Raw genomic sequence first — 13,506 nt, forward strand, 5'->3', positions numbered from 1 at the left:
ACTGGCCTGACGGCCGAGCGCGTGCCAGAATCGTCGGCTGACCTGGACACCGAGCCGCCGGCACAGGCGGCCGCACGCGAAGAAGAGGACACCATGCCCGAGTATCGTTCCCGCACCACCACCGCCGGTCGCAACATGGCCGGCGCCCGCGCCCTGTGGCGCGCCACCGGCATGCAGGATGACGACTTCCACAAGCCGATCATCGCCGTGGCCAACTCCTTCACCCAGTTCGTGCCGGGGCACGTGCACCTGAAGGACATGGGGCAGCTGGTGGCCCGCGAGATCGAGAAGGCCGGCGGGGTGGCCAAGGAGTTCAACACCATCGCCGTGGACGACGGCATCGCCATGGGCCACGACGGCATGCTCTATTCGCTGCCCAGCCGCGACCTGATCGCCGACAGCGTCGAGTACATGGTCAATGCCCACTGCGCCGACGCCCTGGTGTGCATCTCCAACTGCGACAAGATCACCCCCGGGATGCTCAACGCCGCCATGCGCCTGAACATTCCGGTGATCTTCGTCTCCGGCGGTCCCATGGAGGCCGGCAAGACCAAGCTGCTCGACCACGGCCTCGACCTGGTGGATGCCATGGTGATGGCCGCCGACGACAGCGTCGACGACGAGACCCTCAACGAGGTGGAGCGCAGCGCCTGCCCCACCTGCGGCTCCTGCTCCGGCATGTTCACCGCCAACTCCATGAACTGCCTGATGGAAGCGCTGGGCCTGGCGCTGCCGGGCAATGGCACCGTGGTGGCCACCCATGCCGACCGCCGCCGCCTCTTCGAGAACGCCGGGCACCGCATCGTCGAACTGGCCAAGCGCGTCTACGAGGGCGACGAGGCGCACCTGCTGCCGCGTGCCATCGGCTCCAAGGCGGCGTTCAAGAACGCCATGACCCTGGACATCGCCATGGGCGGCTCCACCAACACCATCCTGCACCTGCTCGCCGCCGCCCAGGAGGCCGAGGTCGATTTCACCATGACCGATATCGACCGCCTCTCGCGTGAGGTACCGCAGCTGTGCAAGGTGGCCCCCAACACCCAGAAGTACCATATCGAGGATGTGCACCGCGCCGGCGGCATCATGGCGATCCTCGGCGAGCTGGATCGCGCCGGCGTGCTCGACACCCGGGTGCCCACCGTCTACGGCGACTCCCTGAAGGCCGCCCTGGACGAGTGGGACATCATGCGCAACCCGAGCCCCGAGGTGGTGGAGTTCTACCGCGCCGGCCCCGGCGGCGTGCCCACCCAGGTGGCCTTCTCCCAGAGCGCGCGCTGGCCGAGTCTCGACGGCGACCGCGCCAGCGGCTGCATCCGCGACCTGGACCACGCCTTCTCGACGGAGGGCGGCCTCGCCGTGCTCAAGGGCAATATCGCCGTCGATGGCTGCGTGGTGAAGACCGCCGGGGTGGATGATTCCATCCTGGTGTTCGAGGGGCCGGCCCATGTGGTCGAGTCCCAGGACCAGGCGGTGGAGCATATCCTCGGTGGCCAGGTGAAGGAGGGCGACGTGGTCGTCATCCGCTACGAGGGGCCCAAGGGCGGCCCCGGCATGCAGGAGATGCTCTACCCGACCTCCTATCTCAAGTCCAAGGGGCTGGGCAAGGCCTGCGCGCTGCTCACCGACGGTCGCTTCTCCGGCGGCACCTCCGGGCTCTCCATCGGCCACGCCTCCCCGGAGGCCGCCGCCGGCGGGGCCATCGGCCTGGTCGAGCAGGGCGATATCATCCGCATCGACATCCCCGGCCGGCGCATCGACGTCAAGCTCTCCGACGAGGCGCTGGCCAAGCGCCGCGCGGCCATGGAGGCCAAGGGCGCCGATGCCTGGAAACCCGTCATCCAGCGTGACCGCAAGGTCTCGGCGGCACTCAAGGCCTATGCGTTGCTCGCCACCTCGGCCGACAAGGGCGCGGTGCGTGACCTGACCAAGCTCGATTGATCCACCCTCGACGCCCCGGCCATGGCCGGGGCGTCGGCGTCTCTCTCAAGGAAGGCTTGCGATGAAGACCCATACGCTCAGCGTCGGGCTGGTCGGTTATGGCCTGGCGGGGCGGGTGTTACACGCGCCCCTGATCCAGGCCACCGGGGGCATGGAGCTCGCCGCCGTGGTCAGCGGCGATGCCGAGCGGGTCCAGGCCGACCTGCCGGAGGTGGAGGTGCTGGCAAAGGCGCCGGCGCTGTTCGCCCGCCGCGATATCGACCTGGTGGTCATCGCCACTCCCAACGATACCCACTTCCCGCTGGCCAAGGCGGCACTCGCCGCGGGCAAGCATGTGGTGGTGGACCAGCCCTTCACGGTGTCGCTTTCCGAGGCACGCCTGCTGCGGACCCAGGCGGACAAGGTCGAGCGTACCCTGAGCGTCTTCCACAATCGCCGCTGGGACAGCGACTTCCTGACCCTGAAGGCACTGCTCGAGGCGGGCAGCCTGGGGCGGGTGGTGTCACTGGAGTCGCGTCTCGATCGCTTCCGGCCCACGGTGACCGATCGTTGGCACGATCACCATCGCCCCGGGGCAGGTATCTGGTACGACCTGGGGCCGCACCTGCTCGACCAGGCGGTGCGGCTGTTCGGCATGCCGCGGGCGATCCTGCTGGAGCTCGCCACCCTGCGCGACGGCGCCGAGGTGGACGACGATTTCTACTGCCTGCTGGAGTACGACGGGCCGCGGGTCAGCCTGCAGGCGAGCTCGCTGGTGGCCGACCCCACGCCTCGCTTCCGGGTGCATGGCACCCAGGGCAGCTACGTGAAGTTCGGCCAGGATCCCCAGGAGGCACGCCTCAGGGAGCGCCTGGCGGTGGTGGCGGGCCTGGGCGATGACCCCGAGCCCGGGCGGCTGACCCTGGCCCGCGACGAGAGCGACACCCCCGCGGTGCAGACGTACCCCAGCCGGCCAGGCGACTATCCGGCCTTCTACACCGGGGTGGCCGAGATGCTGCTGCACGACGCCGCGCCGCCGGTGCCGCTGGACGGTGCCATGGAGGTGATGGAGCTGCTGGAGGCGGGCCTGGACAGCTACCGCCAGGCCCGCTGGGTTCGGCTCAAGGAGGGCAGCGGGCTGCAGCGCCAGCGGCTGCATCGTCGCTGAACCTTGTGGTGAGCTACCAGCGCAGGGCCGTCTCCGCCTCGCGCTCGAGCAGCTTGTCCCGGGCGATGTACAGCGCGGCGATGGCGCGGGCCTCGTGGAAGTCCTCCCGGGCCAGCAGGGCGGGCAGCTCATGGATCGAGTGGGTCTCGACGATCAGCGGTTCGGGTTCGTCGCCGGGCAGCCGCCTGGGGTAGAGGTCGCTGGCCAGCAGCACCTGCATGCGGTGGCGCATGTAGTTGGGCGCCAACGACAGCTCCACCAGCGGCTGGATGTTGTTGGCGCCGAAGCCGCACTCTTCCATCAGCTCGCGATTGGCGGCGCTGATGATATCCTCGCCGGGGTCGACCAGCCCCTTGGGCAGGGTCAGCACATAGTCCTCGAAGCCCGCGGCGTACTCGCGGATCAGCAGCACGTGCTCGGGGTCGGGCATGGCCACGATCATCACCGCGCCGCTGTCGCTGCCGGTCAGCCGCTCGAAGGTGCGCTCCTCGCCGTTGGAGAAGCGCAAGTCCAGTGACTCGACGTGGAACAGGCGGCTCCTGGCCACCGAGCGGCGGTCGAGGATGGCGGGTTTCTGCGGCCAGCTGGGCGAGGACATGGCGGCTCCGTTTCTGGGGGAAGGGATCGCCTGTTACCATATCACCTCCCGCAAGCCACGACCCGGAATCCCCATGATCGACTGGCGCGCCATCGATACCGTCCTGCTGGACATGGACGGCACCCTGCTGGACCTGCATTTCGACAGCCATTTCTGGCTCGAGCACCTGCCGCGCCGCTACGTCGAGCTCCATCAGCTCGATGAGGCCACCCAGGAGGTGGTGCGCTCGAAGGTGCTCCATGAGCAGGGCACCCTCAGCTGGTACAGCCTCGACTACTGGAGCCGCGAGCTCGACGTCGACGTGGTCGCCCTCAAGCGCGAGATCCAGCACCTGATCGGCCTACGCGGCGACGCCCTGGACTTCCTCAAGTGGCTCAAGCAGGCCCACCCGCGGGTGGTGCTGGCCACCAACGCCGACCGTGCCAGCCTCGAGCTCAAACTGCCGCTCACCGGCCTCGAGCAGTACCTGGACGCCATCGTCTCCTCGGCGGATCTCGGTGTGCCCAAGGAGGAGCAGGCGTTCTGGTTCGCGCTGCAGGAGGTGGAGCCCTTCGATCCCGCCCGCACCCTGTTCATCGACGACAATCCGCGGGTGCTGGAGAGCGCCCGGGAGTTCGGCATCCGCCATCTGCTGGGCATCAAGCAGCCCGACAGCCAACGGCCCGAGCGCGAGCTGGAGGAGTTCGTCGCCCTGGATACCTTCGCCGCCATCCTGCCCGGCCATGAGCCGCCGCTGGCTCCCGCCGCGAAGCGTGAACGTGGAGAGGAGGACACTCATGGATAGCGTACGGCTCGACAAGTGGCTGTGGGCGGCGCGTTTCTTCAAGACCCGCGGCCTGGCCAAGAAAGCCATCGAGGGCGGCAAGGTGCACTACGCCGGCGCCCGGGCCAAGACCAGCAAGGCCGTGGAGGTGGGCGCCATCATCCGCGTGCCCCAGGGCTGGGACATCCTCGAGGTGGAGGTCATCGCGCTCTCCGACCAGCGCCGCGGCGCCCCGGAGGCGCGCGCCCTCTACCGCGAGACCGAGGAGAGCGTGGCGCGCCGCGAGCGCGAGGCGGAAGCACGCCGGTTGACCAACCAGGCCATGCAGCACCCGCTCAAGCGCCCCGACAAGAAGCAGCGCCGCGAGATCCAGCGCTTCCAGCGCAACCAGGGCGAGTAGGAGCGCAGGTCCTGCGCGATTGGCGCCTTGTGGGAGGGAGGCTCCGCCTCGCGACTGGCGCCGCCAGGCGCCCCGGCCGTGTTGCCGATCTGGGGGGGCGTCATCCAGGGAGGCCTTCGGCCTCCATTCGCCCGGGAGGACCCGGCCTCCCACAGGGTGGCGATATCATTGTAGGAGGGCGCGGTTCGACGTCTAGACTCCGCCTCGCGATTGGCGCCGTCAGGCGCCCAGGCGGTGTTAGCGCTGCTTCGCCAGCCAGCGATCCAGGGCGTTGGCGAATTCGCGGCGGTCGCTATCGGAATAGCCGCTAGGCCCGCCGGTATGTTCGCCGCTGGCGCGCATGGTCTCCATGAAGTCCCTCATCTGCACCCGGGCGCGGATATTGTTCTCGTTCAATGCCTCGCCGCGGGTGGTCATCACCCTGGCGCCGCGCTCGATGGCGGCCATGGCCAGCGGCAGATCCGAGGTGATCAACAGGTCGCCGGGCTGGATACGCTCGACGATCTCGTCATCGGCGGCGTCGAAGCCCTGGCTCACCGCCAGCGCCTTCACCCACGCCGAGCGCGGCAGCGGCACCGTATGGTTGGCCACGAACCAGGCCGCCGTGCGGGTGCGTTCGGCGGCACGCACGATGATCTCGCGGGCCACCTTGGGGCAGGCGTCGGCATCGACCCACAGGCTGGGCATGACATCTCCTCGATCAACAGCAGCAATAACAGGGCAGCCGAAAAGGCTGGCCAGGGCAGGTCGACGATGGTAGCATGCGCGCTCCTCGCATGTGTTGACCCCACCATCATGTACGACGCCATCGCCGCCGGTCACCGACCGAGCACAGGATGGGCGCCGCAACGCCAGGCCCAGCGCCATCGCTGAAGGCCGCAAGCGTTCGAATTGTGTAGATGGAGCGCCGCCGAGATCCCGCCACTCTGGCGAGATCGGCGCCAACGGTCGCCACAGGGTTCCTGTTCGCCATCCCCGATGGCAGGGAGCCGATGCCAGGTGCGACCGGCGTCCCCGACTCCGATGTCCCGTGCTGCCACCCCTCGAGGGCACAGCGCGCCTGACCGTATTGCTGCGTCAGGGACGCCAATGAATTTACGCCGGTGATCCCGGCCTACCAAGGTGTGATTGATGACCTCTTCTTCTGTCGCTTCGCCGAGCTTCGGCGATCTCGCTCTGCTGCCTGCCGTTCTCTCTGCCGTCGAGTCTCTGGGCTACCAGACCCCCTCGCCGATCCAGGTCGAGACCATTCCGGCACTGCTGGAAGGGCGCGACATGCTGGGCCAGGCCCAGACCGGCACCGGCAAGACCGCTGCCTTTGCCCTGCCGCTGCTCTCGCGTCTCGAGCTGACGCGCCGCGAGCCCCAGGTGCTGGTGATGGCGCCGACCCGTGAGCTGGCGCAGCAGGTCGCCGTCTCCTTCACTCGCTACGGCCAGAACCTCAAGGGCCTGGAAGTGGCCACCCTGTGTGGCGGCCAGGAGTACCGTGAGCAGCTGGGCGCACTGAAGCGCGGTGCCCAGGTCGTGGTGGGCACCCCCGGCCGGATCATCGATCACCTGGATCGCGGCAGCCTCAAGCTCGACGGCCTCAGCGCCCTGGTGCTGGACGAAGCCGACGAGATGCTGCGCATGGGCTTCATCGACGACGTCAAGCGCGTGGTCGCCGATACCCCCAAGGCCGCTCAGCGCGTGTTCTTCTCCGCGACCCTGCCCGCCGAGATCGAGCGCATCGTCAATCGCTATCTCGTCGACCCGGTGAAGGTGGCCATCGAGTCACGCACCACCACCGGCGAGAACATCGAGCAGCGCCTGGTGCGCGTCGATGGTGGCGCCAAGCTGGAGGCGCTGGCCCGCATCCTCGAGGTGGAGCCGGTGGACGGTGCCATCGTCTTCGTGCGGACCCGTGCGGCCTGCACCACCCTGATGGAGCAGCTCTCCGCCCGCGGCCTCAACGTGGCCAGCCTCTCCGGTGACCTGGACCAGAGCCTGCGCGAGCGCACCATCCAGCGCCTCAAGCGCGGCAAGGTCGACGTGCTGATCGCTACCGACGTGGCCGCCCGTGGCCTCGACGTGCCGCGCATCACCCACGTCTTCAACTACGACCTGCCCCAGGACTCCGAGGCCTACACCCACCGCATCGGCCGTACCGGCCGTGCCGGGCGTACCGGCATCTCGATCACCTTCGTGGGCTTCCGCGAAGGCCGCAAGGCGGGCTGGATCGAGCAGGCCACCGGCCAGAAGATGAGCGAGATGGAGGTGCCCGACGAGGCGGCCATCCGCGCCCATCGCGACGAGGCCTTCCACCAGAAGGTGATCGCCGCCCTGACCGCCGGTGCCGAGGAGCAGCAGGCCCTGGTCGAGCGCCTGATCGGCGAGGGCTACGACCCCGTCGAGCTGGCCTGCTCCTTCGCCCGCCTGGCGCGTGCCGACGAGGCGCCCATCGGTCGCCTGCAGGCGCCGCGCAAGGAGCGCAACGATCGCGCCCCGCGTGACGGCAAGCCGGCGCGCCGCGAGCGTGGTCCCAGCGAGGGCATGACTCGCTATCGCGTCTCCGTGGGCCACAAGGACGGCGTCAAGCCCGGCCAGCTGGTCGGGGCGCTCGCCAACGAGGGCGGCATCGAGGGGGCCCGCATCGGGCGCATCGATATCCGCAACGCCTTCTCGGTGGTCGAGCTGCCCAACTCGCTGCCTGCCAGCATCCTGGCCAAGATGGCACGCGCCCGCGTCGCCGGCCGTCCGCTGGAAATCAGCGAGGACCGTGGCACCCCCGAGCGTGCTCCGCGTCGTCGCAGCGATGACGGCGAGGCGCCGATTCGCCGCCAGTCGCGCGCGTAACACCCTGGAGGCCGCCCCTCGGGCGGCACCCCACTCAACGACAGGTCGGAGCCTTGCTCCGGCCTGTCGTCGTTGGTAACCCCGCCATCCCGTCACCAAGGAGGACTCCCCCATGTGGAAGCGGCTGCCGTTTCGTCTGCGCGGCTACCTGATCACCATGAGCGGGGTGCTGCTGCTCTCGCCGGATGCCCTGCTGATCAAGGACACCACGGTGGATGTGGCCACCTTCATGTTCTGGCGCGGGCTGATGCTGGGCCTGGTGCTGCTGATGATCGCCGCCGCGCGTTACCGCCAGCGCCTGGGCCAGGCGGTGCTCGCCTGCGGCCCGGCGGCGCTATGGTGCCCGCTGGCCTTCGCCGCCAGCGCCTGGGCCTTCGTGGGGGCAACCCGCCTGACCTCGGCGGGCAACGTGCTGGTGATGCTCAACCTGGCGCCGCTGGTAGCCGGGCTGATCGGCATGCTGTTCTTCGGCCAGAGGCTGCGCCGCCAGACCTGGGTGGTGATCGCCGTGTGTATCGTCGGCGCCAGCCTGATGGCCGCCGGCGAGGTGGGGCAGGGCAGCCTGCTGGGCCTGGCGGTGGCGCTGATCATCCCGATCTCCATCGCGATCAATACCAGCGTGGCCAGCTCCCGCCCGGGCAGCGGTCAGCGTGGCCTGGATACCACCGTGGTGCTGCCGCTGGGGTGCCTGGCGATGCTGCTGCCCGCGGCCTTGATGGGCGGTGCCCAGCTGCCGGGGCCCGAGGACATGCAGCGCCTGTTGCTGATGGGGCTGCTGTTGCCGCTGGCCTACTTCCTGATCCAGACCGGGGCGCGCTACCTGCCCGGCGCCGAGGTCAGCCTGGTGATGCTGCTCGAGACCCTGGTGGGCACGCTGCTGGTGTGGTGGTGGGTGGGCGAGGTGCCGGCGCCGCTGGCCTTCGTGGGGGGCGGCCTGATCGTCGTCGCCATGCTGGCAAGTTCGCTGCGTGACCTCGCTCGCCAGCGGCGCAAGGCCGCCGAGGGCGCCCCCGACACCCGCCGCCTGCGTGACGAGGCGGCGGAAGAGAGCATCGCGCGTGGCGAGCCGGCCCCGCCGGTGGGCGAGCGCCACTGACCCGGCTGCGCCGGGAGCTTGAAGCTGAAAGGGCGCCGCTTCGCGAACCCCATCGATAGGGTGGGGGTGTGTCGTGATGGGTCAGGACTCTGCTCACGACCAGCTCCAGGCAAATGTGGCGTTGCCTGGTGGGAGGCCGGGTTTCCCGGGCGAATGGCGCCGTCAGGCGCCTCGGTGGTGGTGTTGACTCGGCCTCAGCGCTTGGCGTGTCCGGCCACGCTTTCGGCAAAACCTATCAGCAGCGAGCGCGCCGCCGGGGTGTCGATGACCCGGCGCATCAGCGCGTGGGCATCCTGCCCCTGGTCGCGCAGCTTGTCGACCTGGCGGGCCAGGTAGGCGCGCATCACCTCGGGGGTGAACTCGGGGTGGAACTGCACGCTCCACTGGCGCGGGCCGTAGCGCAGCGCCTGGTGGGCGTCGTGACCGTTGCGCGCCAGCACCACCGAGCCGCTGGGTGCCTTGAGCACCGACTGGGCGTGGGTAAGCTGGGCGGGAAAGTGGCGGGGCAGGGCGCCCAGCAACGGGTCCTCGAGGCCCGAGTCGGTGAGCGCCACCCCGTGGCTGCCGGACTCGCGCCCGGCCGGATGGTAGCCGCTCTCGCCGCCGAAGGCCGCCGCCATCAGCTGGTGGCCATAGCACACCCCGAGCATCGCCAGGTTGCGCTCCCGGGCCGCCACCAGCCAGGGCTTGAGCGCCTCGCTCCAGGGCTCCGCGTCGCTGACCATGGCGTGGGAGCCGGTGACGATGAGGCCGTCGACCTCCGCCAGATCGGGAAGCGGCTCGTGGCGGGCGTCGAACACCTCGGCTACGAAGCCGGCGCCCGCCAGCGCCTGCTGGAACAGTGCCTCGAAGTCGCCGTATTGCTCGATCACTTCGGGGAAGGCGTCGCCGGTCTTGACGATCAGCAGTCGGGGCATGGGAACTCCTGGCGTGGGATGACGGCCCCGTATTCTACTTTCGTTGCAGTCGCTCGCCCAGTGCGGCCATGAAGCGTGTTCCCGCCTCGAGCTGTGCGTGCTCGATATACTCGTCGGGCTGATGGGCCTGACTGATGCTGCCCGGGCCGCAGATCACCGTGGGCAGCCCCTGGCGCTGGAACTGCCCCGCCTCGGTGGCGTAGGCCACCGCGCCGGCGGGGCGCTCGCCGAGCAGGGCGTGGCACAGCGCCAGCACCTCGGCGTTGTTGTCGTCGGCCAGCGCCGGCACCGTGTCGTTGAGCGCCTGGGTGATGATGGCCGCCTCCGGCGCGCGGCTCCGCATCTCGGCCTGGAGCTCGGCGGCGCGGGCATTGACCCGGGCGACCAGTTCCTCGAAGCGGTCCGAGGGCAGGTGGCGGATCTCCCACTCGAAGGTGCACTCCCGGGCCATGATGTTGATCGCCGTGCCGCCGCTGATCTTGCCGACGTGCAGGCTGGAGTGCACCACGTTGAAGGCCTCATCGACCCGCCCCTCGGCGCGCAGCTCGGCCATCACCTCCTCGATATAGGTGACCAGCCGCGCCGCCACGTGGATCGCCGAGACCCCCTGGTTGACCTGGCTGGAGTGGCTGGCGCGGCCGGTGACCGTGGTACGCAGGTTGGTGGCCCCCTTGTGGGCCACCACCGGGTGCATCAGGGTCGGCTCGCCGACGATCACCGCCGCCGGCAGCGGATGCTCGGCCATCAGCTTCTCGATCATGCGCGGCGCGCCGATGCAGCCCACCTCCTCGTCGTAGGAGAGCGCCAGCCAGATCGGTGTCTCGAGCTCCAGCGTCACCCAGCGCGGCAGCTCGGCCAGGGCACAGGCGATGAAGCCCTTCATGTCACAGGTGCCGCGGCCGTAGAGGCGCCCGTCGCCCTTGTCGGTCAGCGTGAAGGGATCGCTCGACCAGGGCTGGCCCTCCACCGGCACCACGTCGGTATGGCCGGAGAGCACCACGCCACCGGCCACGTCCGGGCCGATTCGCGCCAGCAGGTTGGCCTTGCGCCCGTCGTCGCTCTCCACCCGCCAGTGCACCACGTCGTGTTCGTCGAGCCAGGCTTCGACCCACTCGATCAGGGCCAGGTTGGAATCTCGCGAGACGGTGGGAAAGCCCACCAGGCGGTCGAGCATCTCGGCGGCGGTCATGGTGCACTCCGGTTGAGGGTGAGAGACGAGGATCGAGGGCATGGATCAGGGAGAAGCGTCGGGGCAGACTACCACGCCCGCCGGGCGGGCCGAAGGCACGCCGGGACACTTGCCCGATAGCGGCAGGCTATCTGGTCGATCCGCTCACTGGCTTGGCGCTGACCGTTAACAGGCTTATGGTGTTCCGCATATTGCACATCCAGTCAAAGCCTCGCCACAGGAGACGCTCCATGACCGACACCTCTCTGCTCAACCCCGGGCTATTCACGCCGCTGCAGATCGGCCGCCTCACCCTGCCCAACCGGGTGATCATGGCGCCGTTGACCCGCTCGCGCACCCCGGACAGCGTGCCCGGCAAGCTGCAGCAGGCCTACTATGGCCAGCGCGCCGGCGCCGGGCTGATCATCAGCGAGGCCACCAACATCTCGCCTACCGCTCGCGGCTACGTCTACACGCCGGGCATCTGGACCGACGAGCAGGAGGCAGGCTGGAAGGGCGTCGTGGAGGCCGTACATGCCAAGGGCGGGCGCATCGCCCTGCAGCTGTGGCACGTGGGTCGCGTCTCCCACGAGATGGTGCAGCCCGACGGCCAGCCGCCCGTGGCCCCCAGTGCCCTGAAGGGCGAGGGCGCCGAATGCTTCGTCGAGTTCGAGGACGGCACGGCGGGGCCGCATCCCACCAGCACCCCGCGGGCGCTTGCGACCGACGAGATCCCCGGTATCGTCGAGGACTACCGCCAGGCCGCCGTGCGTGCCAAGCGCGCTGGCTTCGATATGGTGGAGGTGCATTCGGCCAACGCCTACCTGCTCAACCAGTTCCTGGCCACCGGCACCAACCAGCGCACCGACCAGTACGGCGGCTCGCTGGAGAACCGCGCGCGCTTCCCGCTTGAGGTGGTCGATGCGGTGGCCGAGGTGTTCGGGCCCGAGCGCGTCGGTATCCGCCTGACGCCGTTCCTCGAGCTGTTCGGCCTCACCGACGACGAGCCCGAGGAGATGGCCTTCTACCTGGCCGATGAGCTCAACCGCCGCGGCCTGGCCTATCTCCATTTCAATGAGCCGGACTTCGCGGGTGCCGACATCACCTACCCGGAGGGCTTCCGCGAGCAGATGCGCGAGCGCTTCAAGGGCGGGCTGATCTACTGTGGCGGCTACGACGCCGAACGCGCCCAGATGCGCCTCGACGAGAACAGCGCCGACGCCATCGCCTTCGGCCGCCCCTTCATCGCCAACCCCGACCTGCCCGAGCGCTTCCGGGTGGGCGCCGCGCTCAACGAGCCGGAACACGCCACCTTCTACGGCGGCGACGAGAAGGGCTACACCGACTACCCCTTCCTCGACAACGGCTACGACCGCCTCGGCTGATCCGACGCCAGCCAGCCGCTGAACGCCACAAGCCCGGCCATCGAGCCGGGCTTGTGGCGTGATGGGAGAGCGGTAAGAGTCACTTTTTTGGTGATTGGCGCCCTTCAACGCCAGGGCGTAGCATCCATTGAATGCATCGCCAAGGGCCGCCACCCGGGGCTGTCGTCGCTAGACCCAGGCAGGAACAGGCCGGGGAATCGGGGAGCAGGACATGAACACCAATAGCCAGGCACCCATCGTCATCTATCAGAAGGCCGATCAGCAGGTCGAGGTACGTCTGGACGTGGAGCAAGACACTGTCTGGCTGACGCAGCGGCAGATGGGCGAAGTATTCGGCACAACGCCCGAGAACGTCCTGATCCACCTGAAAAACATCTATGTGGACAATGAGCTGGAAGAGCCGGCAACTGCTAAGGATTTCTTAGTAGTTCGAACGGAAGGTAAGCGGCAAGTGCGCCGCAAGCTGCAGCACTACAACCTCGACGCCATCATCTCGGTGGGCTACCGCGTCAACTCCCGGCGCGCCGTGCAGTTCCGCCAGTGGGCCACCCGCGTGCTGCGCGAGCACCTCACCCAGGGCTGGACGCTGAACCGCCAGCGCTTCGAGGAGAACGCCCGCGAGTTGGAGGCCGCCATGGCCCTGGTGCGCAAGACGGCCGGCAGCCCGGCACTGGATGCCGCCAGCGGACGGGGCCTCATCGATATCGTCACCCGTTACGCCCAGACCTTCCTGCTGCTGCAGCGCTACGACGAGGGCCTGCTCACCGAACCTCATGCCCAGGCCGGCGGCCGACTGCCGACACTGAACGAGGCCCGCACGGCACTGGCGTCTCTGAAGGCCGAGTTGATCGCCAAGGGCGAGGCGACCGACCTGTTCGCCCGCGAGCGTAGCGACGGCCTCGATGCGCTGCTCGGCAACCTCGACCAGACGGTCTTCGGAGAGCCCGCTTACCCCTCGGTGGAGGCCAAAGCGGCGCACCTGCTCTACTTCGTGGTCAAGAACCATCCCTTCGCCGATGGCAACAAGCGCAGTGCGGCCTATCTGTTCGTCGACTTCCTCTATCGCAACGATCGCCTGCTCGATGCGAATGGCGAGGTGGTGGTCAATGACGTGGGCCTCGCTGCCCTGACGCTGCTCGTCGCCGAGTCCGACCCGGCCAACAAGGAGACCATGGTCCGGCTGATCATGAACATGTTGGCCGAACCTGAGAAAGGTTGATGGAGATAGGAGGCTGGGCGTGAAAGTGAGGCGGGCCTTC

The 13,506-nt window shown here is 68.8% G+C and carries 12 protein-coding genes; 8 read left to right on the plus strand and 4 right to left on the minus strand.

The window, feature by feature from the left end:
• The first annotated feature begins 93 nt into the window (after nt 1-93).
• Entirely contained in the window at nt 94-1,938 is a 1,845-nt protein-coding gene (gene ilvD / locus RAN53_RS10605) for a dihydroxy-acid dehydratase (protein ID WP_305796788.1), read from the plus strand.
• Between the two features lie 61 nt (nt 1,939-1,999).
• A complete protein-coding gene (locus RAN53_RS10610) occupies nt 2,000-3,085 on the plus strand; it encodes an oxidoreductase (RefSeq protein ID WP_305796789.1) in 1,086 nt (361 codons plus the stop codon).
• Nucleotides 3,086-3,098: 13 nt separating this feature from the next.
• On the opposite strand, the gene nudE is transcribed toward RAN53_RS10610, so the two are convergent.
• Nucleotides 3,099-3,683, minus strand: a complete 585-nt coding sequence (gene nudE, locus RAN53_RS10615; protein ID WP_305796790.1) for an ADP compounds hydrolase NudE — start codon at nt 3,681-3,683, stop codon at nt 3,099-3,101.
• Nucleotides 3,684-3,756: 73 nt separating this feature from the next.
• Between nudE and yrfG the strand changes: the two genes are divergently transcribed.
• The gene (yrfG, locus tag RAN53_RS10620) at nt 3,757-4,467 is read left to right on the plus strand and encodes a GMP/IMP nucleotidase (RefSeq protein WP_305796791.1); all 711 of its coding nucleotides are present in this window, start codon (nt 3,757-3,759) and stop codon (nt 4,465-4,467) included.
• Entirely contained in the window at nt 4,460-4,846 is a 387-nt protein-coding gene (gene hslR / locus RAN53_RS10625; protein WP_305796792.1) for a ribosome-associated heat shock protein Hsp15, read from the plus strand. The genes yrfG and hslR overlap by 8 nt, the downstream gene beginning before the upstream one ends.
• Nucleotides 4,847-5,083: 237 nt before the next feature.
• On the opposite strand, the gene RAN53_RS10630 is transcribed toward hslR, so the two are convergent.
• On the minus strand, nt 5,084-5,533 hold the full coding sequence (locus RAN53_RS10630; protein ID WP_305796793.1) for a YaiI/YqxD family protein: 450 nt from the start codon (nt 5,531-5,533) through the stop codon (nt 5,084-5,086).
• A gap of 444 nt (nt 5,534-5,977) precedes the next feature.
• Here RAN53_RS10630 and RAN53_RS10635 point away from each other — a divergent pair, with 444 nt between their 5' ends.
• Nucleotides 5,978-7,681: a DEAD/DEAH box helicase gene (locus RAN53_RS10635; RefSeq protein WP_305796794.1), complete on the plus strand. Its 1,704-nt coding sequence runs from the start codon at nt 5,978-5,980 to the stop codon at nt 7,679-7,681.
• Between the two features lie 112 nt (nt 7,682-7,793).
• Nucleotides 7,794-8,777 carry a DMT family transporter gene (locus tag RAN53_RS10640; protein WP_305796795.1) on the plus strand — a complete coding sequence of 328 codons (984 nt, stop codon included), beginning with the start codon at nt 7,794-7,796 and terminating at the stop codon, nt 8,775-8,777.
• A 194-nt stretch (nt 8,778-8,971) separates the two neighbouring features.
• Here the strand turns inward: RAN53_RS10640 and RAN53_RS10645 are convergent, their stop codons facing one another.
• Both RAN53_RS10645 and argE read right to left on the minus strand, forming a co-directional pair.
• On the minus strand, nt 8,972-9,694 hold the full coding sequence (locus RAN53_RS10645; protein ID WP_305796796.1) for a glutamine amidotransferase: 723 nt from the start codon (nt 9,692-9,694) through the stop codon (nt 8,972-8,974).
• A gap of 34 nt (nt 9,695-9,728) precedes the next feature.
• A complete protein-coding gene (gene argE / locus RAN53_RS10650) occupies nt 9,729-10,883 on the minus strand; it encodes an acetylornithine deacetylase (protein ID WP_305796797.1) in 1,155 nt (384 codons plus the stop codon).
• A 230-nt stretch (nt 10,884-11,113) separates the two neighbouring features.
• Between argE and RAN53_RS10655 the strand changes: the two genes are divergently transcribed.
• Together RAN53_RS10655 and rhuM are read left to right on the plus strand one after the other, a co-directional pair.
• Nucleotides 11,114-12,247: an alkene reductase gene (locus RAN53_RS10655; RefSeq protein ID WP_305796798.1), complete on the plus strand. Its 1,134-nt coding sequence runs from the start codon at nt 11,114-11,116 to the stop codon at nt 12,245-12,247.
• Between the two features lie 211 nt (nt 12,248-12,458).
• Nucleotides 12,459-13,466, plus strand: coding sequence for a RhuM family protein (rhuM, locus tag RAN53_RS10660; RefSeq protein ID WP_305796799.1), 1,008 nt, complete (start codon nt 12,459-12,461; stop codon nt 13,464-13,466).
• Nucleotides 13,467-13,506: the final 40 nt, after the last annotated feature.

It is taken from the genome of Halomonas sp. SSL-5, from assembly GCF_030708455.1.
Classification (GTDB): domain Bacteria; phylum Pseudomonadota; class Gammaproteobacteria; order Pseudomonadales; family Halomonadaceae; genus Halomonas.